Origin of the sequence: Sandaracinus amylolyticus (assembly GCF_000737325.1) — a bacterium.
GTDB classification, from domain to species: domain Bacteria; phylum Myxococcota_A; class Polyangia; order Polyangiales; family Sandaracinaceae; genus Sandaracinus; species Sandaracinus amylolyticus.
In genome coordinates, this window is sequence record NZ_CP011125.1 from 9,175,283 (window position 1) to 9,194,702 (window position 19,420).

Below are 19,420 nucleotides of genomic sequence, written 5' to 3' on the forward strand. Positions count from 1 at the left end.
ACGCGATCACGTGGATCCCACGGACGCGGCGCGTCCCGCTCCGTGGCTGCCGGCCGCGCCGTGCGTGCTCGCCTCGCCGGCTCGCCACGATCGCGCGCGCCGCGCTCGACGTCGCAACACGATCGTGATCGCCAAGCCCGCGACCGCGGCGCAGCCCGTCGCGACGTTGGTGGCGACGAACACCGCGTCCTCGATCAGCGCGCTGTAGATCGCGAAGCCGGTCGAGGCGCCGAGCTGTCCGATGAAGAGGAAGCGCGAGACGCCCTCGCTGCTCCCCTTCTTCCACTGCGCGCGCAGCTGCCAACAGAGGGTCGCGACGAGCGTCATCGCGCTCGCGATGCCGATGGCTCGAGTGCCGGCGTCCATCGCGGCGAAGAAGAGCAGCCGCCGTACCGGACGAGGCCGAGGGCCGCGCTTGGGACACTCCGCCGCGCGGGCGGGGCACGATGCGCCGGATTTCGAGCGTTCGCGCGGCAATTCTTCGCCATCCAGCTCGGCACGACCGGTGCTCGTGGCTCATCGCATGGAGATGCTGGGTCACGCGCGGGTCGTGAGGGTGAACGACTGCGACGTGGCGTGGGGCGAGCTCGGCGAAGGCCCCCCGCTCGTGCTGCTGCACGGGCTCGCGGACTCGCACCGCACGTTCCGGCGGATCGCGCCCGCGCTCGCGCGCACGCATCGCGTGCTGATGCCCGATCTACCGGGCCACGGGTACTCGGGGCGCCCCGCCGACGCGCCGTACGACGCGCCGTGGTTCGCATCGACGATCGCCGCGTGGATGGAGGCCGCGGGCGCGCCGCACGCGGCGATCTGCGGCCACTCGTTCGGCGGCGGCGTCGCGCTCGCGATGCTGCGCGATCACGCGGCGCGCGTGGAGCGCCTCGCGCTGATCGCGCCCGGCGGGCTCGGCCGCGAGGTCACGCCGTGGCTGCGCTTCAGCGCGCTCCCGGTCGCGCGCGCGCTGCTCGGATCGATCCTCGCGCGTCGCATCGCGACGCGGCTCGCGGTGTCGCCGCTCGGCCCCGCGCGGTTCGCGCGCCCGGAGCCCGAAGAGCTCGCGCGCTACGCGGTGCTCGCGGCGATGCCGGGCACCGCCGAGGCGCTGCAGCGCATCCTCGACGCGAGCCTCGACGTGAACGGACAGCGCGCGACGTTCTGGGAGGTCGTCGACGCGAAGACGACGCTCCCGCCGATCGCGGTGCTGTGGGGCATGCTCGATCCGGTGCTGCCCTTCGCGCACGCGCGGCGCGCCGCCGAGAAGCTCCTGCACGCGTCGGTGCACGCGTACGAGCGCTGCGGCCACTTCCCGCACCTCGACTGCCCGGAGCGCGTGCTCGCGGATCTCTCGGCGTTCCTCGGCGACGCGGAGCGCCCGTGCTGTCGGCTCGTCGACTGCGGCGACGACGGGACGCAGCGCGCGCAGTGGCTCGACGGTCTCGCGATGGCCGCGGAGTGACGCGACGCGAACGACGAAGGAGCTCGTGCGTCGAGCGCGCACGAGCTCCTTTCGCGTCCGATCCGACCGAGGAGCTCGCGCATGCGCACGAGCTCCTCTTCGTGATGATCACGGGCTCGTGCGGCGACCGCGCACCGACGTCCTGCCCGGGCGCGCGCGCGGCAGCGTGTCGGCGTCCTCGTCGACGTCGGGCTGCTCCTCGTCGGTGCCCGCAGCGGAGTCGAGCGTCGCCTGCCCGACCAGCTGGGGCACGATGCCCGCTTCCATCGCGTCGCGATCGATCTGCTCCTCGAGCGAGTCGTCGCCCTCGATGCGCCGCGACCCACCGCCCTGCGTAGCGAGCAGGATCGCCTCGCCCGCGAGCTCTTCGACGGCCTGGGGATCGGTCGGCGAGTCGATCGGCGGGCGCTCGTGTCGATGCACGTCGGCGTCGTCCTCGGAGCGCGCCTCGCGGTCGAGCATGCGATCGACGTCCTGCTCCTCGTGGAGCGCGGTGGGATCGGTCGTCGGCTCGAACGTCTTGGGCACGCTCAGCCCCGGCTGCGTCGCCGGGTCGCTGTCGATCGTGCGGTCCTGATCGCGTCGTCGGCGGGACATGGCTCGATGGAACCTCCGCGCTCTCTGGGTGCAGCCGCGATGCCACGCCGAGCGACCGAGCACGCGCGCGGCCTCTCGCCTCATCCTCGCCGTGGAACGCGGGTTGCGAAGCGAGGACGCGTCTCAGCCACAGGAGAACCGCCGATGGAGAAGAACGCAGAGATCGCGCGGCTGCTCGACGTCGCGCGCGACTTCCGCTTCGCGATGCTCACGACGATCGCCGAGGACAAGCACCTTCATGCGCGCCCGATGACGATCGCCGAGCTCGACGAGGAGGACGGCGCGATCTGGTTCCTCGCCGCGAAGGACCACGCCTCGATCTCGGAGATCCAGCGCGACGCGCGCGCGCTCGTCACGATGCAGGGCGACGGCTCGTACGTGCAGTGGTCGGGTCGCGCCGCGATCGTCGACGATCCGATGCGCATCCACGAAGTGTGGAAGCCGAGCTTCTCGCTCTGGTTCCCGAAGGGACCCGAGGAAGGACGCCTCGCGCTGATCCGCGTCGACATCGAGGTCGGCGAGTACTGGGATCAGAGCGGCGTGATGAAGCTGCGCACGATGCTCCGGCGCGCGAAGGACGCGATCGCCGGGCGCGATGCCGACGAGACCCCGCGCGACGAGCGCGTCCACGGCCGCGTGAGCACGCAGCAGCCGAACGGTCGCGGCGCGAGCTGATCGATCCGACGCGATTCCGACGCGATGACGCGCGCCGCGCGGCTCCGAGCCCGCGCGGCGCGCGCGCCGAATCGACTCACTTCGCCGGCGCGATCTCCAGCGCGCGTCGCTCGGCCATCGCGGTGCGCTCCTGCTCGGGCGACGCGAACGGCGAGGGCTCGCCGCCCGAGAGCATCGGATCGAGCGACCCGAGCTGGTTCGTGCGCGCCGGATCGCGGCGATCACCCGGCGCGCTCGCGGGCTGATCGGTCGCGTACGAAGGCTCCCAGCGCCCATCGACGGGCGGCTGGCGCTGGACGCCGCGGTCCTGGCACCCGAGCGCGAGGAGCACGACCACCGCGGTGACGATCCTCATCGGCGCTCCTCGATCTGCGGCGCGCGGCGAGCGCGCGCGGTCATCGGCACGGTGCGCTCGTCGGGCACGCCCGCGTCGAGCCCGCGATCCGGACCGAACGCGTACGTGCGCTCGAGGTAGCTGCAGATCGCGGAGGCGCCGTAGAGCGTGATCCCCGCGGCGGGATCCTCGAGGCGCGGCAGCTCCATCGTGCCCTCCTCCGCGAAGTACGCGCGGCGTCGCGGGCTGTGCGGCGCGAGCGGGCGCGAGAGGTACGGCAGCTCGAGCTCGTCGAGCGTCTCGCGCACCAGGCGCGACGCCGGAGACGCCTCGTAGCCGGTGAGCTCGAGCGCGCGGCTCGGCGCGATCGAGGGGCGTCCATCCTGTCCGCGCCCCTGGCGCAGCTTCGTCGCGAGCTTCGACGTCACGTGATCGCGCAGCCGCAGCGGCACGTGCCCTCGCCCGTAGTGCTGGAAGAGGTGCGCGAGGATCGCGTCGGTGCTCGCGAGCACCACGCCCATCGCGGGATCGACCAGCACCGGGATCTCGATGTCGCCGGTGAGCGCGATCAGCTCGCGCGCGTGACGCACCGAGCCGCGCGGCACCGGCTTGATGCGCGCGTCGAGGTCGAGCATCGCGAGCGCCTCGCGCACGCGTCTCGAGAACGGGCATCCCTCGCGCTGGTAGAGGATCAACGTCTCGGCGGGCCGCGGGCCACGATCGCGGATCGTCCGCGCGCCCGCGCCCAGCCTCGCGAGCGTGGGCAACGTCGCCTCGGCGAGGCGCAGACGTTCGTCGTTCGTGCGCGCGCGCGTCCACTCGACCAGCGCGTCGAGCGCGGTGCTACCGAAGAGCTCCATACCCTTTCCTCGCAGCACGCCCTACGCCATCCCACGTCGGGCGGCTCAGCGGCCCTCTTCGCTCTCGATGCCCACGCCGCGCTCGATGCCCTCGGGCCCGCCCACGTCGATCGAGGGACCGTGCTCCACGTCGTCCTCGCCCCGCACGTGGGTGCGCGGCTCGTCGTCACGCCCCGAGTCGGGGCTCGGTCGCTCCACGCTGTCGTCGATCTCGGGCTCGTGCCGCTTCTTCTTCGGATCGTCCGGCATCTCGATCTCCTCGGCCCCAGGGCCCTCGGGTACCTCTGGGGCCTCGCGGCGCGAGCCGGGATCGATTTCGATCTCGGGACGGCTCGGACGATCGTCGCGCATCGGTCCGCTCAGAACGGCGCGGCGACGCGCGAGCGCTCTCTCGCGAGCTCGAGGAAGTCGACGTTCGCGGCGACGGTCGCGAGCCCCACGCTCGTCACGCAGACCTCGTGCTCCGGGTGCACCGGGCCGAGCCGTCCTGCGGTCGTGACCCATCCGATCACGCGATCTCGCGCGCCCCGCACGAACGCGCCCGCGCCGCTGTCGCCGTGGCAGTTCGGATAGCCCTCCATCGCGACGAGCGTGGGCACGTCGGACTCGCTCTCGGGCTCGAGCCCGCACGCGGTCCAGATCTTCCGATCGCCCTCGGTGCCGCGCGCCGTCACCATGTACGTCGGCAGCTCGACGTCGCACGGCATCGCCTGCAGCGCCTCGAGCGACGCGGGCGTGACGCCTTCCACCGGACGCTCGAGCACGAGCGCGACCAGCGCGTGCCGCGGATCTTCACCCGCCATCGGGTGCCACATCGCGGCGGCGACCGGGATCGATGGATCCCCCGCGTCGCCGACGCCGAACGAGAGCTCGTACCAGCCCTCGTCCGCGCAGTTCGACGCGGTGACGACCACGTCCGGCGCGACGAGCACGCCATGGCAGTAGGGGACGAGCGGCGAGCGCGCGTGCTCGATCCAACCACCGGCCGCGTGCGCGACGATCGGCGCCGCCTCGGCGACCTCGGCGATCGGCGCGTCCTCCGTCGCGCATCCGCCGCACGTCACCAGCGCGATCGCGGCGATGCTCCCCACCTCCGACTTCCGACTCGCGTTCATGGGCTTCGGCGCTCAGCAGCCCACGTGCCACGCGACCATCGATGTGCGAATCGCGAGCACGCGGCGCGACACTCGCGCGATCGCTGCGCGTCGTCACGAGGTCGGCTGCCTCATGCGTGCAGGTCGGCGGCGCGTCGTGCCTCGTCGCGATCGCTCGATGCGCGAGACGCGGCGCGATGCGGCGAGCTGGATCGTGGGTTGCTGAGCACGTGCGAGCGCACGGACTCCCGATCGACGCCTCGCACGCGCGGCGCCGGCCGTCGGAGCGCTGCGTCCGGAGGTGCATCGATGGGGGCTTCTCGCGTGCTCGCGATCGTCGGTGCCGGCGTGCTCGTCGCGTGCGCCGATCCCATGTACGTCGACACGAGCGCCGACGCGTCGATCGAGACGCGAGAGATCATCGAGTCGGTCGAGACACCGATGATCGCGTTCCCGGGCGCGGCGTCACTTCCGAGCACGCCCGCGCCGATCGCCGCGAGCCAGCTGCACCGCACGCCGTCGGGATCGTTCTCGTGCCCGCTCACGCGTCCTGCCGGTGACTGCGATCGCTGCCCGGACCGACCGTGCCGCCAGGTGCGCCTCTCGAGCACGGTGCCGCCGAGCGAAGCGCCGTGGGTGATGTTCTGCGAGCAGGGCGACGTGCGCGAGGAAGCGCGCATCGCGTGTCTGTGCGCGGGTGGCGAGGCGCGCTACTGCGAGCGCGCGGCGAACGACGCCGCGGTCGCGCTCGCGATGATCGACGCCCTGTTCGGCGGCGCGGTGCCCGCGGTGGGCACGCGCTACCGCGACTCGAACGGGCTGCGCGCGATCGTCGATCAGGCGACGCACGACTGGCTCGCGCGCGTCGCGAGCCCGCAGCAGGTGATGCGCTGCGACGAGCCCGACCCGATCGCCGCGACGCTGCGCTACGAGTCGCTCGCGCAGCGCGTGCGGATGAGCGGCTCGTGCGATCCGATCGAGCTCTGAAGCACGAACGCGCCTGTTTCATTGCCGTTCGTCGCGTGACTCTGGCTGGAGTGACTTGGATGCGTGCGCTTGGTAGAACCGCCGCATGCGGTGGATCGTGGGAGCGCTCCTGGTGCTCGCGGGGTGCGCGAGCGAGCAGCCATCGTCGAGCCACGACGCGGGCGTGGACGTCGGCCCCGCGCGCGTCGATGGCGGCGTCGACGCGGCGCCGGTCGACGGTCCCTGCGCGATGAGCGGCCGCGTGCCCTCGTGGATCGAGACCACCGATCGCGCGCACCACGTGATCGCGCGCGGCGCGATCCGCGACGTGCACCTCTGGGCGTTCGACGACGGCCTGCTGCGCGTGCGCTACGTCCCCGCGAGCACCGCGCCGATCGAGCGATCGTTCGCGCTGGTCACGCCTGCGAACGAGATGGCGCCCGCCGCGATCACGATCGACGCGACCGACGACGGAGCGTTCGCGACGATCTGCAGCGACACGTTCGTCGCGACGATCGAGCGCGAGGGCATGCGCGTCGTGGTGCGCGATCGCGCGGGCACGGTGCTGCTCGAGGACGCGCCCGACGTCGCGCCGAGCGCGCGCGAGGTCGTGCGCATCTCGCCGCGCGACGAGCTCTTCACCGGGCTCGGCGAGCGCACCGGTCCGTTCGATCGACGTGGACGCCGCGCGATCGTGTGGACGACCGACGCCTACGATCCCGCGCACGGAGGCTTCGCCCCCGACGCCGATCCGCTCTACCTCGCGATCCCGTTCTTCGTCGCGGTGCGCGGCGCTGCCGCGTCCGAGGCCGTCGCCTACGGCCTGTTCACCGACGTCGCGTACCGCCAGGAGTACGACCTCGCGGCGAGCGATCCCGACCGCTACGGAATTCGTAGCGCCGGCCCCGAGCTCGATCAGTGGCTGATCGCGGGCCCGCATCCGCGCGACGTGCTGCGCCGATATTCGTCGCTCACCGGTCGCACGCCGCGCCCGCCGCGCTGGTCGCTCGGCTTCCACCAGTCGCGCTGGGGCTATCACGACGTCGCGCGCATGGACCGGCTCGCGAGCGACTTCCGCGCGAACGACGTGCCCGCCGACGCGCTGTGGCTCGACATCCAGCACATGGACGCGTTCCGCACGTTCACCTTCGATCCGCTGCGCTTCGGCGATCCCGAAGGGCTCGCGTCGCGCCTCGACGCGCGCGGCTTCTCGCTGATCGTGATCGCCGATCCCGGGTTGAAGGTCGATCCCGGCTGGAGCGTGCACGACCGCGTCGTCGCGGGCGGGCTCTACCTGCGCAATCCCGACGGCACGCCGCACGTCGCGAGCACCTGGGCGAGCGACTCGCTCTTCCTCGACTTCACGATGCCCGCGGCGCGCGCGCTGTGGAGCGAGGAGATCACGCGGCTCGCGCGGCGCGGCATCGACGGCATCTGGCTCGACGTGAACGAGCCCACGACGTTCCCGGAGAGCGGCGGCGAGAACACCGTGCCGAACGATCTGCCGATCCACGGCGACGGCATCGCGACCACGATGGCCGAGGGCCACAACGTGTACGCGCTGCTGCAGGCGCGCGCGACGCGCGAAGGCTTGCGCGAGGCGCATCCCGATCGCCGCCCGTTCATCCTCTGTCGCGCCGGGTTCGCCGGGATCCAGCGCGAGGCCGCGGTGTGGACCGGCGATGCGCCGAGCACGTGGTGGTCGCTCGAGCAGGTGCTCCCGATGCTGCTCGGCACGAGCATGTCGGGCGTGCCGTTCGTCGGGAGCGACGTCGGTGGGTACTCGGGCCACGCGACGCCCGAGCTCTTCGCGCGGTGGATGGCGCTGGGCTCGATCTCGCCGTTCTTCCGCGCGCACCAGACGAACGGTCCGCCGGACGCCGAGCCGTGGAGCTTCGGGAGCGAGGTGCTCGACATCTCGCGCGCTCGCATCCGCGCGCGCTACGCGCTGACGCCGTACCTCGTGTCGCTGTTCGACGAGCACGAACGAACGGGCGCGCCGGTGCTGCGACCGATGATGTACGAGCACTTCGAGGATCGCGCGCTGCGCGACGTCGGCGATCAGGCGATGCTCGGACCGTTCTTGCTCGTCGCGCCGATCACGCGCGAGGGCGCGACGACGCGCGAGGTGCGCCTTCCGAGCGGGCGCTGGTACGAGGTCGACTCGGGCGCGATCGTCGAAGGACCGCGCACGATCGAAGTGGGCGCGACGCTCGCTGCGCTCCCGACCTTCGTGCGCGAAGGCGCGATCCTGCCGCGCGTCTCGGGCGACGTCGCGAGCACGCGCGAGCTCGGTGGGACGCTGTTCCTCGACGTCTATCCGTCGGCGCGCGAGAGCACGTTCACGCTGGTCGAGGACGCAGGGGATGGATACGGCGCGACGTCACGCACCACGCTGACGCTGGGCCGCCACGAAGCGGGCGCGCGCCTCGTGATCGGCGCGCGCGAGGGCGACTTCGATCCCGGCGCGCGCACGATCGAGCTGCGCGTGTGGCGCGTCGACGGCGTGGTGCGCGGCGTGCGCGTCGGCGGTGTCGAGCAGGCCTTCGTGCACGACGAGAACGAGCGCACGCTGATCGTGCGGATGGCCGATCCCGGCGCGGCGGGCGCGACGATCGAGCTCGACTACGACGTGACGATCATCGAGCCGAGCCCGCCGCTCGACGTCGTGCTCGAGGTCGAGGTGCCCGAGAGCACGCCGGTCGGCAGCGTCGTCCACGTCGCGAGCAGCGCGAACGGATGGACTCACGCGCCGCTCGAAGTGGTCCATCCTGGTCTGGCGCGCGGAACGCTGCGCGTCGGTCGCGGCGAGTGGTTCGAGTACAAGTACACGCGCGGCACGTGGGACACGGTCGAGAAGTGGCCGGGCTGCGTCGAGGCGACGAATCGCTACGGCCTCGGGCGCGCCGGCGTCCGTCGTGATCGCGTCTTCGAGTGGCGCGACGTCTGCGAGTGACGCAGACGAGCGCGCATGACCACGACGTGCGAAGGCGCCTGTCACTGCGGCGCGATCGGGTACGTGCTGCGCACCGAGGTGCCGCACGACGCGATCACGCTGCGCACCTGCGGGTGCTCGTTCTGCGCGCCACGAGCATGAACCTCGTGCCCGACGCGCCGAGCGCGGAGACGTCGGCGCACGCGATGATCGACGGCGAGGACGAGAGCGCGCGAGCGGCGCGCCGCGCGCGGAGCTGGACTCCGATCGGGCGCGGCTGGCCGCGCTGATCGTCACAACGTCTCGACCGGCCTGCCCCGCACGGGCTCGGGCACGTGCGCGCCGTCGTGCAGCTTGCTCCCGCCGTGCGCCGAGTACGCCTCGTCGCGCGTCGTGTACGGCACCTCGCGCCCGCAGCGCGGACAGCTCTCGCCGGCGCGCATCTTCGCGATGTAGGGACCGAGCGCCGCGACGAAGAGCAGAAGCGGCACGAGCGCGAGGAACATGAACGGCCCCGCGAGCACCGCCATCGTCACCGACGCGAACGCCGCGATCACGAGCGCGGGCACGCCGAGCCGCCAACCAGGGCCCGCGCGCTCGGCCAAGACCTGGCGATCGCAGTGCCAGCAAAAACGCTCCGACACGCGAGTGGCGCGCGTCGGATGGTGCGCGCGATGTTTGATCTCTTCGATGGTCTCGTGACGCATCACGTGCCTCCAATGAGAGGCTATAAGCGCCAGACGAGGACCTCGAAGGGGTGCTGGTCAGACGCTCAGGTCTTGAGGTCCCACCACGACGCGACCCAGTCGAGCGGCTTCTTCTCGCTCGCGGTCACGCCGTCGCTCGCCGCGACCCGCTCCAGCAGCGCGTACATCGCGCGGCGCGCCTCGGGGCGCGTGATCGTCTTCGCGTGCTCCTTGAGCGCCGCGCGCGATCCCGCGTAGCGACGCTTCGCCTCGTCGATCGCGGCATCGAAGCGCTCGTCGCCGAGCGCGTCGCGCAGCTCGCGCATCTTCGCGCGCTCGGCGGGGCTGTAGTCGTCGTCGGCCTGGATCACCTCGCGCAGGAGGCCCATCAGGCAGACCGTCTCGTCGTTCGTGAGATCGCGGAGCTCCATGCCGCGATCAATACCGCTTCGGCAGCCGCGACGCGACGGCGCTCATCGCGTTGAGCAGACCGATGTTCGCCATGATCTTCAGCTTCGAGCCCTCGACCTGGTAGTCGGGCGACGCGACCGCCTGCAGCACGTTCATCTCGCCGCGATCGAGCTTGCACCACAGCGCGTACGGCGCGGTCGTCCGCGCGAACACGGTCTTCTCGATCGGCGCGGCGCGCAGCGAGCTCGAGGGCGCCTTCTCCGCGCGCCGCGTGACGCTGACCGCGCCCTTGTCGATCACGTACGTCGCCGCGACGTCCTCGCCTTCCGGCGTGTCGAGGCAGCGGAACGTCATCGCGCCCTCGAATTTGCGCGCCGCCTTCTGGAAGTCCGCGTCGCGGCGCAGCGCTTCGACGTACTGATCGGTGTAGGCCTGGGACCAGTAGAGGGTGTCCGTCACGGGTCGGAGGGTGACACGCGTGGAGCACTGCGCACGAGAGCCCTTCGTGCGAAGCTGGCCGCCGTGACGAGCACCATCTTCGACGAGCTGGATCCTCCGACGCGACTCCTGATGGGCCCGGGCCCGAGCGACGTCCCGCCGCGCGTGCTGCGCGCGCTCGCGTCGCCGACCGTCGGGCACCTCGACCCGTACTATCTGCGCGTGATGAACGAGACGCGCGAGCTCCTGAAGCGCACGTTCCGCACCGACAACGAGCTCACGTTCCCGATCAGCGCGACCGGCATGGCGGGCATGGAGGCCGCGGTCGTGAACCTGATCGAGCCGGGCGACGAGATGATCGTCGGCGTGAACGGCGTGTTCGGCGAGCGCATGTGCGACGTCGCGGCGCGCGCGGGCGCGACGGTGCATCGCGTGGAAGCGCCGTGGGGCACGACGATCGAGCCCGACGCGATCCGCGCCGCGCTCTCGGCGAACCCGAACGTGAAGGTCGTCGGCATCGTGCACGCGGAGACGTCGACGGGCGCGCACCAGCCGCTCGAGGAGATCGGCAAGACGGTGCGCGAGCACGACGCGCTCTTCCTCGTCGACGCGGTCACGTCGCTCGGCGGCGCGCCGCTCGAGATCGACGCCTGGCACGTCGATGCGTGTTACTCGGGCTCGCAGAAGTGCTTGTCGTGCCCGCCGGGCCTGTCGCCGGTGACGTTCTCGCCGCGCGCGATCGAGCGCATCGAGAAGCGCACGAGCAAGGTGCAGAGCTGGTACCTCGACGTCTCGATGATCAAGTCGTACTGGGGCGGCGAGCGCGCGTACCACCACACTGCGCCGGTGAACATGACGTACGCCATGCGCGAGGCGCTGCGCATGGTGCACGAGGAAGGGCTCGAGCAGCGCTGGGCGCGCCACGCCACGCACCACCGCGCGCTGCGCGCGGGCCTCGAGGCGCTCGGCCTGCGCTACGTGCCCGAGCGCTCGCTGCCGATGCTCAACGCGGTGCACGTGCCCGCGGGCGTCGACGACGCGGCGACGCGCAAGGCGCTGCTCGAGCAGCACGGCATCGAGATCGGCGGCGGGCTCGGCCCGTTCAAGGGCAAGGCGTGGCGCGTCGGGCTGATGGGCGCGTCGTGCACGCGCCGCCACGTGACGACGCTGCTCGGCGCGCTGGGCTCGCTGCTGCCGAACGCGTCGGCGGGCGAGGCGCTCGCCGCGGCGGATCGCGCGTACTCGAGCTGACGCTACGGAATCCGTAGCGCTACGGAATCCGTAGCGCTACGGCCTGGGCGCGGGACCGCGGCGCGATCGCTGGCGGTGAGGACGCTGCTCCTCGTCCTCCGCGCTCGCCTCGTCGATCGTCTCGAGCAGCTCGCGCGGGTCGACGTCGCGCTGCAGGTCCGACACGTCGGCCGGTTGGTCTCGCACGCCGAGGCGGACCGCGATGCGACAGGCGAGCGCGAGCACGCGCGTGATCTCGCGCTCCGAGAGCAGGTTGATCTGCAGGTCGAGGTCGGCGCGCTGATCGGCGAGCTGCGCCATCCGGTTCTGGCTCACGAGCACGAAGGTCGAGAGGAAGATCGCCTCGACCGACGCGAACATCGCGAGCATCACGAACGGGTACGGATCCCAGTGGGGCACGCCCGGGATCGAGTTCCACACGAGCCACACGCCGAACAGGACCGCGTGCGCGTAGGCGAAGTACATCGTGCCCGCGAAGCGCGCGATCCGATCCGCGATGCGCTCGTGGATCGTGCGAGCGCGCTCCACCTTGCGGCGGTGCTCGAGCAGCGCGCTCAGGTTCGCGGCGACCGCGTCGTCGAGGCGGTCGTGGCTCGCGGGACCGTTCGACATCTCGCCGGGATCGCCCAGCACGTGACGTGCCCGGAGGCGCACCATGAGGCAGGACGCGACGGGCGCCCGACCGCTACGGAATCCGTAGCGCTACGGATTTCGTAGCGGTCGCGCCCACTCCTCGCGGAGCAGACCGAAGTCGATCCGATCGTAGGCGCGCCCGGCGCGCAGCACCGCGCGACGTCGCACGCCTTCCTGCTGGAACCCGAGGCTGCGATAGAGCGCGATCGCGGGCTCGTTGTACGCGATCACGTCGAGCCCCACGCGCTCGAGGTTCGCCTCGGTGAACGCGTAGCGCAGCAGCAGCTGCATCCCGTCGCGCGCGTACCCCTTGCGACGGTGAGCGGGATCGCCGATGCCGATCGCGACGGTCGCGCAGCGGTTGTTCCACTCGATGCCGAAGAGCGCGACGAACCCGACGAGCGTGTCGCCTTCGAGCGTGCGCAGCCGGAATTCGAGCGAGTCCCCGGCGCGCACCGTCGCGCGTCCGAGCTCGCCGGGTGTGCGTGGCACCGCGAGATCGGTGTCGACGAGCCTCGGGTAGCGCGAGCTCTCGCTCCACGACGCGATGATCGCGGCGTCCTCGGGACGCGGCGCGGCGAGCCTCACCAGCGCGCCACGGAAGAGATCGTCGCTCACGGGCACGCGTCCTCGCCGAGCACCGTGTTGTCGATCAGGCGCGTCTTGCCGATCTTCGCGGCGACGGTGATCACCGCGCGCCCTTCGATCGCGCTCGGGAACGGCTCGAGCGTGTCCGCGTCCGCGACGTCGACGTAGTCGATCGAGTCGAAGCGCGGTGCGATCTCGCTGCGCACCATCTCGGCGATCGTCGCCGCGTCGCGCTCACCCGCGCCGTACGCCGCGTGCGCGGCGCGCAGTCCGCGCGCGATGCCGAGCGCGCGCTCGCGCTCCTCGGTCGAGAGATATCGATTGCGCGAGCTCATCGCGAGGCCGTCGCTCTCGCGCACCGTGGGCATGCCGACGACGTCGATCGGCATGTCGAGATCACGCGCCATGCGCTCGATGACCTTCCACTGCTGGTAGTCCTTGCGCCCGAAGCACGCGACGCAGGGACCGGCGAGCATGAACAGCTTCGCGACGACGGTGGTCACGCCCGTGAAGTGCCCGGGGCGGAACGCGCCCTCGAGCCGCGTCGTGAGCTTCGTGACCTGCACCTCGGACTGGAAGCCCGGCGGGTACATGCCGTCGCGCGGCGGCGCGAACACGAGGTCGACGCCGGCATCGCGACAGCGCGCGACGTCGGCCTCGAGGGTGCGCGGATACCGATCGAAGTCCTCGTTCGGACCGAACTGCAGCGGGTTGACGAAGATCGTGAGCGCGACGTGCGTCGCGCCGCGACGACGCGCCTCCGCGACGAGCGCGAGGTGCCCGTCGTGCAGCGCGCCCATCGTGGGGACGAGCCCGAGGCGACCGCCCGACGCGCGCACCGCGTCGCACGCGGCGCGCAGCTCGCTCTTCTCGTGCACGACCTTCGTCATCCTCGCTCGCTCCTTCAGGCGTCGCTCGGACCGTACGCCGGCTTCTCCGGCGCGTCGCTCTTCTTGGCAGGCGCGGCGCCGAACGAGTGCTCGGGCGCGGGGAACGCGCCGCTGCGCACCTCTTCCACGTAGCGCTCGGTCGCTGCGCGACCGTCCGCGAAGAGCTCGGCGTAGCGCTTCACGAACTTCGGCTTGAGGTCGGGCGTGAGGCCGAGCAGGTCGTAGCTCACGAGCACCTGACCGTCGCAGTGCACGCCCGCGCCGATGCCGATCGTCGGCACGTCGATCGCCGCGGTGATGCGCTGCGCGAGCTCGGTCGGAATGCCCTCGAGCACCACCGCGAACGCGCCCGCGTCGGCGACCGCGCGCGCATCGCGCAGCACGCGCTCCGCGTCGTCCTCGCCGCGGCCCTGCACCTTGAAGCCGCCCATCGCGTGCACGCTCTGCGGCGTGAGCCCGACGTGCGCCATCACCGGGATCCCGACGCTCACCACGCGCGCGATCGTCGCGGCCATCGGCTCGCCGCCCTCGAGCTTCACCGCGTGCGCGCCGCCCTCGGCGAGGAAGCGACCCGCGTTGCGCAGCGCCTCTTCGATCGAGACCTGGTAGCTCATGAACGGCATGTCGCCGACGATCAGCGCGCGCTTGGTCCCGCGCGCGACCGCGCGGCAGTGGTAGATCATCTCGTCGACGGTCACCGGCAGCGTCGTGTCGAGGCCCTGCACGACCATCCCGAGCGAGTCGCCGACGAGCAGCACGTCGGCGCCGCCCTCGTCGAGCATGCGCGCGAAGGTGGCGTCGTACGCGGTGATCACCGCGATGCGCTCGCCGCGCGTCTTCATCCGACGGAGCTCGGGCACGGTCACGCGCGCCGGCGCGCGCGCGGAAGCACGATCGGTCGTCATGTTGCGGTTCGCGTTCGTGGTCGCGGCCGAGCCGATTCTCGGTCCGCGCCTCTCCGGCTCTCCGAGCGCGCGATCTAGCACGCGCCCCGTCGCGACGTCAGCCGGAGTGTACGCATCCGCGGCCATTGTGAGGGGAGACGACGTGCCTAGGCACGGGCCCGAACACTGAGGAGGTGAGGGAATGAGGCGGACGACTTGGGCTCTCCTGGCGACGGCGCTCTGGCTCGCGGCGTGTGGCGGCGGAGGCAGCAGCGCGGAGGAGAGCACGACCACCGAGACGACGACCGGCGGCGACACGACGACGACCGGCGGTCAGACCGGCGACACGTCGGGAGGAATGGGCAGCGAAGAAGAAGGCATGGGCAGCGATCCCGGCGCCGACACCGGCACTGGCACCGGCGGTGGCGCGAGCGGCACCACCGGGACCAGCGGCAGCGGCGGCGGCGGCGGCGGCGGCGGCGGGATGTGACGCGGTCGCGGCGAGCTCGCTCCGCGGTTCTGCGAGCTCGCCGCCGTCGTCTCAGGCGCGCCGCCGGGGCGAGCGGAACGCGGCGCGGACCTTCTGCTCGAGGCGCTCGGCGCGCGGGAAGAGCACGTTGCCCTCGAGGTGCATGTGCCGCACGAGCTCGCGCTCGTGCTCCGCGAGCGCGGCGTAGAGCGCGCGGGTCGCGTCGCTCGCGGTCGGCGGCGCGACGTAGTCGTGCGCGAGCGCCCGCAGATCGTGGAGCTGGTGATCCGCGGTCTCGTGCTCGTGGATCATCTCGGCGATCGGCTCGGTGATCGTCGCGAAGAGCGCGGCCGGCGGAGGCGTCCCGTCGAGCCCCGCGCGCTCGAGCGCGACGACGTACGGGAAGACGTGGCGCTCCTCGAACGCGAGGTGCGGGAGCAGCTCGCCGAAGTGCGTCTCGAGCAGCGCGACGATCTTCGCGAGCCGCGCGTCCGATGCGCCGTCCACCGCGACGGCGTCGCGCGCGAGCGCGACGAGCGAGGTCGCGTCGGCGCGCTCGCGCGCGTGGTGGTCGTCGACGATCTTCTTCACGAGGTCGACGAGCGGGACCGAGAGCATCTCGCGGTCACGCGGCGCCTGCGCGCCGGGCTTGCTCGCCTCGTCGATCAGCGTCGCGATCACCGCGTGGACGTCGGCGCCCGCGCGGCAACAGGCCTCCTCGAGCGCGAGCGCGCCGCCGCAGCAGTAGTCGACGTGGTGCCGCTCGAGCGCGGTCTCCGCGCCGGCGATGTCGAGGAGGATGTCGCGCACGATCGTCGTGCGGGCGACCTCGTCGGGCTTCATCGGGGGCTTCCTCGGGTGATCACGGTGCGTCGTTCTACGACGGGGCGGGTCCGCAGCTGCGTCGCGGCGCACCGGGGCCCGAGGGTACACGGGCCGAGGAGCGCGCGCGCATCGTATCAGACGAGAAACTTGCGCCAGAGTGTCTATGGAACGGCGCATGGACCGCGCAGTGATCGTCCTGTTCGTGGCGCTCGGTGTCGTGGCGTGCGGCGGCGAGAGCCGCGAAGGCGACGACGGTCGCGATGGCGGCGCCGACGCCGCCCCGCTGCCCGACGACGACGCGGGCGCGCCGCCCGACGACGACGCAGGCGTGCCGCCCGACGACGCCGGACCGGCGCCCGAGTGCACCACCGACGCCGACTGCGCGAACGACGATCTCTGCGACGGGACCGAGCGCTGCGCGGCGGGCGCGTGTGTGGCGGGGACGCCGCTGAGTTGCATCGTGGACGATACGTGCTCGCCCGAGGCGTGTGATCCCGCCACCGGATGCGAGACGCCCGCAGGCGACCGCGACGACGACGGCGCCGACGACTGCAGCGACTGCGCGCCCGACGACCCGACGATCCATCCCGGCGCGGACGAGCTCTGCAACGAGGTCGACGACGACTGCGACGGCGCGATCGACCCCGGCGTCCGCACGTGGTTCGCGGACTGCGACGGCGACTCCCACGCGTCGCTGCGCGCGTCGTCGGCGACGAGCTGCGAAGAGCCCGCGGTCGACGGCAGCGGCTGCACCGGCGCCGATGCCGGCTGGACGGATCGGATGCCGACGCGGCGCACCGCGGACTGCGCCGACGACGACGCGCGCGTGTTCGTCGGGCAGGAGGCGTACTTCACGACGCCCGTCGAAGGGACGCTCGCCGAGGCCGACTTCGACTTCGACTGCGACGGCGAGGAGGAGCCCGAGAGCGCCGCGGCCGGCGAGTGCACGCGCGCGGGCGGCTCGTGCCGCACGAGCGTCGGATGGTCCGGCGAGGTGCCGTCGTGCGGTGAGCCCGGGACGTTCGTGGCCAGCTGCAGCGGCGCCTGCGCGCCGGTCACCGAGACGCGCGTCCAGGCCTGCCGCTGAGCCCCACGTGACGCCGCGCTCCAGCTCACGCGGCGTCGTTCTTGCGAGTACCACGTCCGATTCCATGACGCGCTCGGCCGACGCCTCCTGCCCCACTCCGCGCCCGGATCCACGGAGGCGCTGCGGCGCATCCGTGAGCCGCTTCGGCGACGGAGGGTGTGATGAAGCGACGCGAACCGAGGACGGCAGGCTGGAGCTCCGCAGCCTGCGCGCTGTGGATGCTCGCGGGGTGCGCGGCGTCGGGAGAGGACGTCGCGACGAGCGACGATCACGCGCCCGCAGCGCTGTCCGACCTGCCGGTGCTCGAGGTCCTCGTCGTCGAGTCGCGCGGTGACGCGCTCTCGTTCCGGCGTCTCGATCCTGCGACCTTCGACGCGGTGCGCGCCGGCGAGGTCGGCCTGCGCGAAGAGGCGCTGGTCGACATCCCGTCGGTCCGGTGCACCAGCGACAACTGCCCCGCCGGCGACTTCGTCGCGTTCTCGAACGTCGCCGGGGCCGCCCGCGCGATCACCAACGGGGCCCCGGCCGCCGGCGTCCCGCTGTGGACCGCGGCCGATGCGCCGAATTGCGGGCCCGTCCCCGCGAGCGGCACCGGCGTCTGCCGTCAGGTCCGGCTGCGCAACCTGCGGCCCGATCAGCTCGAGCGCGTGTACGCCGAGCTCGTCGAGCTCGCCCCGAGCGGCGCCACGACGTCGGTGAGCATCCCGGAGCAGCCGTGGAACGCCGAGCCCGACTTCGGGCTCGCGCCCGCGATCCCCAACGGGCTCTGGCGCTTCGGAGAGCTCGGGCGCAGCTCGCCGCCTCCGCCCGGGCTCGCCGGGCTGAGCTGGTGGGCGTTCGAGGGCACCACGCCGCCCGGCGAGGCGTTCACGTTCCGCTTCCTCGTGATGGTGCGCGGCCAGGTCGTGCGCCCCACCCAGCGCGCGAACGTCGCCGCGCCCGATCAGCCCGCGTCGGACTATCCGGTCGTCGCGAGCGGGCCGTCCATCGCGACCTCGCAGGTCGACGTGTCCGCGGACGGCCGCTACGTCGTCTTCGCGACGAGCTCCACCACGATCGGCGGCGCGGGCACGCCCGCCGAGCGCAGCAACGTGGTCCGCCACGACATGCTCACGGGCGCGAACGTCGTGGTGAACGTGGGCGCCGAGGCCTCGAGCAACTGCCGCGCGCTGAGCCCCAGCATCTCCGACGACGGCACGCGCGTCGCGTTCGAGGCGCAGCGCTGCCGGCTCGTCGCGCGCGCGGGGCACAGCAACCAGCGCAGCTACGTCCTCGTGCGCGACATCACTGCGGGCACGACGACGCTCGCGAGCGTCGCGACGAACGGCGCCTACCCGAACGCGAGCTCGACGACGCCGCGCATCAGCGGTGACGGCTCGACGGTCGTGTTCCAGAGCCTCGCCACCGATCTCGTCGGCGGCACGCGCAGCGCGTGCAACCGCATCTACCGCTACACCGTCGCGACGGGCGCGGTCAGCCACGTGAGCGCGACGCGCGGCACCGCGCCGAACGCCCCCGCCGGGTTCCCCGCGTGCACCGCGCTCACGCCGGCGGGCGAGGACGCGGACGTGAGCGACGACGGCTCGGTGATCGTCTTCCGATCCGACGTCGCGCTGACGACGAGCGACACCAACGGCGAGCCCGACGTCTACGTGTACCGGCAGGGCGGCACGACCGTCGACGTCTACCGCGCGAGCGTGAGCACGACCGGCGGCGCCGTGACCGGCGGCGAATTCGATCACGCGGCGGTGTCGGGCGACGGTGCGTTCGTCGCGTTCTCGTCGACGGCCACCGGGCTCCTCGGCGCGAGCACCGGGCGTCACGTGTACCGCCGCGGATCGGGCGCCGCGGACGCGGGAACGCTCGAGCGGGTGACGGTGCGCCCCGACGGATCGACGCCGAGCGGCACCGGCTTCGCGACGCCGTGGCCCGCGCTCTCGCAGAGCGGGCGGTTCGTGTCGTTCTGGAATTCGTTCACCGATGTCACGAATCCGGCGCGCTCGTTCCCGGGCACCCAGCTCGTCACGTGCGACATGGGCGGGCCCACCACGCCGGACGCGCTCGCGCGCTGCTTCGTGATCAGCCGCGTCCAGCTGACGCCGAGCGCGACGTTCACCGCGCTCTCGGGCACGGTGCACGCGGGCGCGCGACACGGGATGGCGTGCGACGACGAGAGCGAGGCTTGTTACACCGTGTATCAAGCGAACGGGACCGGCTGGGGCAACCTCGCGGCGACCACGCCCCAGGTGTTCGTGAGCCCGATCGGCGATCCGCGCGATCAGATGCCCGCGCCGTCTCCTTGAGGCGGGTCCCCTTGAGGCGAGGCGCGACACGCGACACA

General features: G+C 72.4%; 24 protein-coding genes. 10 read left to right on the forward strand and 14 right to left on the reverse strand.

Translation table 11 applies throughout. The features are described 5' to 3' along the window. Positions 1-6: 6 nt before the first annotated feature. Positions 7-366 (reverse strand): hypothetical protein, encoded by a 360-nt coding sequence (locus DB32_RS38755; RefSeq protein ID WP_075097733.1) that lies wholly within the window; start codon positions 364-366, stop codon positions 7-9. Between the two features lie 157 nt (positions 367-523). On the opposite strand from DB32_RS38755, the gene DB32_RS38760 reads away from it, so the two are divergent. Then, positions 524-1,456, forward strand: coding sequence for an alpha/beta fold hydrolase (locus DB32_RS38760; RefSeq protein ID WP_169791695.1), 933 nt, complete (start codon positions 524-526; stop codon positions 1,454-1,456). A gap of 108 nt (positions 1,457-1,564) precedes the next feature. On the opposite strand, the gene DB32_RS48820 is transcribed toward DB32_RS38760, so the two are convergent. Then, complete coding sequence (locus DB32_RS48820) at positions 1,565-2,053, reverse strand: hypothetical protein (RefSeq protein ID WP_053237693.1); 489 nt, start codon at positions 2,051-2,053, stop codon at positions 1,565-1,567. A gap of 144 nt (positions 2,054-2,197) precedes the next feature. Here DB32_RS48820 and DB32_RS48825 point away from each other — a divergent pair, with 144 nt between their 5' ends. Further along, the gene (locus DB32_RS48825; protein WP_053237694.1) at positions 2,198-2,728 is read left to right on the forward strand and encodes a pyridoxamine 5'-phosphate oxidase family protein; all 531 of its coding nucleotides are present in this window, start codon (positions 2,198-2,200) and stop codon (positions 2,726-2,728) included. A gap of 76 nt (positions 2,729-2,804) precedes the next feature. Here the strand turns inward: DB32_RS48825 and DB32_RS38775 are convergent, their stop codons facing one another. The 4 genes from DB32_RS38775 to DB32_RS38790 form a co-directional block, all read right to left on the reverse strand. Further along, on the reverse strand, positions 2,805-3,083 hold the full coding sequence (locus tag DB32_RS38775) for a hypothetical protein (protein ID WP_053237695.1): 279 nt from the start codon (positions 3,081-3,083) through the stop codon (positions 2,805-2,807). After that, on the reverse strand, positions 3,080-3,922 hold the full coding sequence (locus tag DB32_RS38780; RefSeq protein WP_053237696.1) for a glutathione S-transferase N-terminal domain-containing protein: 843 nt from the start codon (positions 3,920-3,922) through the stop codon (positions 3,080-3,082). Before DB32_RS38780 ends, DB32_RS38775 begins: the two co-directional genes overlap by 4 nt. Before the next feature lie 45 nt (positions 3,923-3,967). Further along, positions 3,968-4,171, reverse strand: coding sequence for a hypothetical protein (locus tag DB32_RS38785; RefSeq protein ID WP_157070050.1), 204 nt, complete (start codon positions 4,169-4,171; stop codon positions 3,968-3,970). A gap of 110 nt (positions 4,172-4,281) precedes the next feature. Next, positions 4,282-5,037, reverse strand: coding sequence for a trypsin-like serine protease (locus DB32_RS38790; RefSeq protein WP_157070053.1), 756 nt, complete (start codon positions 5,035-5,037; stop codon positions 4,282-4,284). Between the two features lie 288 nt (positions 5,038-5,325). Here DB32_RS38790 and DB32_RS38800 point away from each other — a divergent pair, with 288 nt between their 5' ends. The 4 genes from DB32_RS38800 to DB32_RS50115 all read left to right on the forward strand — a co-directional run bounded on the left by DB32_RS38800 (position 5,326) and on the right by DB32_RS50115 (position 9,207). Next, complete coding sequence (locus tag DB32_RS38800; protein WP_157070056.1) at positions 5,326-6,003, forward strand: hypothetical protein; 678 nt, start codon at positions 5,326-5,328, stop codon at positions 6,001-6,003. 85 nt (positions 6,004-6,088) lie between these two features. Continuing rightward, positions 6,089-8,938, forward strand: coding sequence for a glycoside hydrolase family 31 protein (locus DB32_RS38805; RefSeq protein WP_053237701.1), 2,850 nt, complete (start codon positions 6,089-6,091; stop codon positions 8,936-8,938). A 15-nt stretch (positions 8,939-8,953) separates the two neighbouring features. Further along, entirely contained in the window at positions 8,954-9,079 is a 126-nt protein-coding gene (locus tag DB32_RS50110) for a hypothetical protein (protein ID WP_275935515.1), read from the forward strand. Next, positions 9,076-9,207, forward strand: coding sequence for a hypothetical protein (locus tag DB32_RS50115; protein ID WP_275935516.1), 132 nt, complete (start codon positions 9,076-9,078; stop codon positions 9,205-9,207). The genes DB32_RS50110 and DB32_RS50115 overlap by 4 nt, the downstream gene beginning before the upstream one ends. A gap of 3 nt (positions 9,208-9,210) precedes the next feature. On the opposite strand, the gene DB32_RS38810 is transcribed toward DB32_RS50115, so the two are convergent. The 3 genes from DB32_RS38810 to DB32_RS38820 all read right to left on the reverse strand — a co-directional run bounded on the left by DB32_RS38810 (position 9,211) and on the right by DB32_RS38820 (position 10,473). Next, complete coding sequence (locus tag DB32_RS38810; protein WP_053237702.1) at positions 9,211-9,624, reverse strand: hypothetical protein; 414 nt, start codon at positions 9,622-9,624, stop codon at positions 9,211-9,213. A 65-nt stretch (positions 9,625-9,689) separates the two neighbouring features. Beyond that, entirely contained in the window at positions 9,690-10,034 is a 345-nt protein-coding gene (locus DB32_RS38815) for a TerB family tellurite resistance protein (protein WP_053237703.1), read from the reverse strand. A gap of 7 nt (positions 10,035-10,041) precedes the next feature. Further along, positions 10,042-10,473 (reverse strand): hypothetical protein, encoded by a 432-nt coding sequence (locus tag DB32_RS38820; RefSeq protein WP_053237704.1) that lies wholly within the window; start codon positions 10,471-10,473, stop codon positions 10,042-10,044. Between the two features lie 111 nt (positions 10,474-10,584). Here DB32_RS38820 and DB32_RS38825 point away from each other — a divergent pair, with 111 nt between their 5' ends. After that, positions 10,585-11,703 carry a pyridoxal-phosphate-dependent aminotransferase family protein gene (locus DB32_RS38825; protein WP_083458620.1) on the forward strand — a complete coding sequence of 373 codons (1,119 nt, stop codon included), beginning with the start codon at positions 10,585-10,587 and terminating at the stop codon, positions 11,701-11,703. A gap of 36 nt (positions 11,704-11,739) precedes the next feature. Here the strand turns inward: DB32_RS38825 and DB32_RS38830 are convergent, their stop codons facing one another. Genes DB32_RS38830 through panB form a run of 4 tightly spaced genes read right to left on the reverse strand, consistent with a single transcriptional unit; the run spans position 11,740 to position 14,719 of the window. Further along, positions 11,740-12,360, reverse strand: coding sequence for a DUF1003 domain-containing protein (locus DB32_RS38830; protein WP_205627113.1), 621 nt, complete (start codon positions 12,358-12,360; stop codon positions 11,740-11,742). 45 nt (positions 12,361-12,405) lie between these two features. Next, positions 12,406-12,954, reverse strand: a complete 549-nt coding sequence (locus DB32_RS38835; RefSeq protein ID WP_053239101.1) for a GNAT family N-acetyltransferase — start codon at positions 12,952-12,954, stop codon at positions 12,406-12,408. Further along, positions 12,951-13,814, reverse strand: coding sequence for a pantoate--beta-alanine ligase (gene panC, locus DB32_RS38840; protein ID WP_053237706.1), 864 nt, complete (start codon positions 13,812-13,814; stop codon positions 12,951-12,953). The genes DB32_RS38835 and panC overlap by 4 nt, the downstream gene beginning before the upstream one ends. A 14-nt stretch (positions 13,815-13,828) precedes the next feature. Continuing rightward, positions 13,829-14,719: a 3-methyl-2-oxobutanoate hydroxymethyltransferase gene (gene panB / locus DB32_RS38845; RefSeq protein WP_053239102.1), complete on the reverse strand. Its 891-nt coding sequence runs from the start codon at positions 14,717-14,719 to the stop codon at positions 13,829-13,831. 181 nt (positions 14,720-14,900) lie between these two features. Here panB and DB32_RS49235 point away from each other — a divergent pair, with 181 nt between their 5' ends. Next, a complete protein-coding gene (locus DB32_RS49235) occupies positions 14,901-15,188 on the forward strand; it encodes a hypothetical protein (protein ID WP_053237707.1) in 288 nt (95 codons plus the stop codon). Between the two features lie 51 nt (positions 15,189-15,239). Here the strand turns inward: DB32_RS49235 and DB32_RS47620 are convergent, their stop codons facing one another. Continuing rightward, a complete protein-coding gene (locus DB32_RS47620) occupies positions 15,240-16,010 on the reverse strand; it encodes a DUF542 domain-containing protein (protein ID WP_053237708.1) in 771 nt (256 codons plus the stop codon). A 157-nt stretch (positions 16,011-16,167) separates the two neighbouring features. On the opposite strand from DB32_RS47620, the gene DB32_RS47625 reads away from it, so the two are divergent. Together DB32_RS47625 and DB32_RS38865 are read left to right on the forward strand one after the other, a co-directional pair. Then, a complete protein-coding gene (locus tag DB32_RS47625) occupies positions 16,168-17,079 on the forward strand; it encodes a putative metal-binding motif-containing protein (RefSeq protein ID WP_053237709.1) in 912 nt (303 codons plus the stop codon). Positions 17,080-17,240: 161 nt separating this feature from the next. Beyond that, entirely contained in the window at positions 17,241-19,382 is a 2,142-nt protein-coding gene (locus tag DB32_RS38865) for a TolB family protein (protein ID WP_157070060.1), read from the forward strand. Positions 19,383-19,420 lie beyond the last annotated feature (38 nt).

What these genes read in the sequence shown, in the direction of transcription:
- DB32_RS38780 (WP_053237696.1), bottom strand. Translation starts at nt 3,922, where the DNA reads ATGGAGCTCTTCGGTAGCACCGCGCTCGACGCGCTGGTCGAGTGGACG.
- DB32_RS38865 (WP_157070060.1), top strand. Translation starts at nt 17,241, where the DNA reads ATGAAGCGACGCGAACCGAGGACGGCAGGCTGGAGCTCCGCAGCCTGC.
- DB32_RS38755 (WP_075097733.1), bottom strand. Translation starts at nt 366, where the DNA reads ATGGACGCCGGCACTCGAGCCATCGGCATCGCGAGCGCGATGACGCTC.
- DB32_RS49235 (WP_053237707.1), top strand. Translation starts at nt 14,901, where the DNA reads ATGAGGCGGACGACTTGGGCTCTCCTGGCGACGGCGCTCTGGCTCGCG.
- DB32_RS48825 (WP_053237694.1), top strand. Translation starts at nt 2,198, where the DNA reads ATGGAGAAGAACGCAGAGATCGCGCGGCTGCTCGACGTCGCGCGCGAC.
- DB32_RS47620 (WP_053237708.1), bottom strand. Translation starts at nt 16,010, where the DNA reads ATGAAGCCCGACGAGGTCGCCCGCACGACGATCGTGCGCGACATCCTC.
- DB32_RS38830 (WP_205627113.1), bottom strand. Translation starts at nt 12,360, where the DNA reads ATGGTGCGCCTCCGGGCACGTCACGTGCTGGGCGATCCCGGCGAGATG.
- DB32_RS50115 (WP_275935516.1), top strand. Translation starts at nt 9,076, where the DNA reads ATGAACCTCGTGCCCGACGCGCCGAGCGCGGAGACGTCGGCGCACGCG.
- DB32_RS38785 (WP_157070050.1), bottom strand. Translation starts at nt 4,171, where the DNA reads ATGCCGGACGATCCGAAGAAGAAGCGGCACGAGCCCGAGATCGACGAC.
- DB32_RS38775 (WP_053237695.1), bottom strand. Translation starts at nt 3,083, where the DNA reads ATGAGGATCGTCACCGCGGTGGTCGTGCTCCTCGCGCTCGGGTGCCAG.
- DB32_RS38760 (WP_169791695.1), top strand. Translation starts at nt 524, where the DNA reads ATGGAGATGCTGGGTCACGCGCGGGTCGTGAGGGTGAACGACTGCGAC.
- DB32_RS38810 (WP_053237702.1), bottom strand. Translation starts at nt 9,624, where the DNA reads ATGCGTCACGAGACCATCGAAGAGATCAAACATCGCGCGCACCATCCG.
- DB32_RS50110 (WP_275935515.1), top strand. Translation starts at nt 8,954, where the DNA reads ATGACCACGACGTGCGAAGGCGCCTGTCACTGCGGCGCGATCGGGTAC.
- DB32_RS38825 (WP_083458620.1), top strand. Translation starts at nt 10,585, where the DNA reads ATGGGCCCGGGCCCGAGCGACGTCCCGCCGCGCGTGCTGCGCGCGCTC.
- DB32_RS38815 (WP_053237703.1), bottom strand. Translation starts at nt 10,034, where the DNA reads ATGGAGCTCCGCGATCTCACGAACGACGAGACGGTCTGCCTGATGGGC.
- DB32_RS48820 (WP_053237693.1), bottom strand. Translation starts at nt 2,053, where the DNA reads ATGTCCCGCCGACGACGCGATCAGGACCGCACGATCGACAGCGACCCG.
- panC (WP_053237706.1), bottom strand. Translation starts at nt 13,814, where the DNA reads ATGACGAAGGTCGTGCACGAGAAGAGCGAGCTGCGCGCCGCGTGCGAC.
- DB32_RS38790 (WP_157070053.1), bottom strand. Translation starts at nt 5,037, where the DNA reads ATGAACGCGAGTCGGAAGTCGGAGGTGGGGAGCATCGCCGCGATCGCG.
- DB32_RS38805 (WP_053237701.1), top strand. Translation starts at nt 6,089, where the DNA reads ATGCGGTGGATCGTGGGAGCGCTCCTGGTGCTCGCGGGGTGCGCGAGC.
- panB (WP_053239102.1), bottom strand. Translation starts at nt 14,719, where the DNA reads ATGACGACCGATCGTGCTTCCGCGCGCGCGCCGGCGCGCGTGACCGTG.
- DB32_RS47625 (WP_053237709.1), top strand. Translation starts at nt 16,168, where the DNA reads ATGGACCGCGCAGTGATCGTCCTGTTCGTGGCGCTCGGTGTCGTGGCG.
- DB32_RS38800 (WP_157070056.1), top strand. Translation starts at nt 5,326, where the DNA reads ATGGGGGCTTCTCGCGTGCTCGCGATCGTCGGTGCCGGCGTGCTCGTC.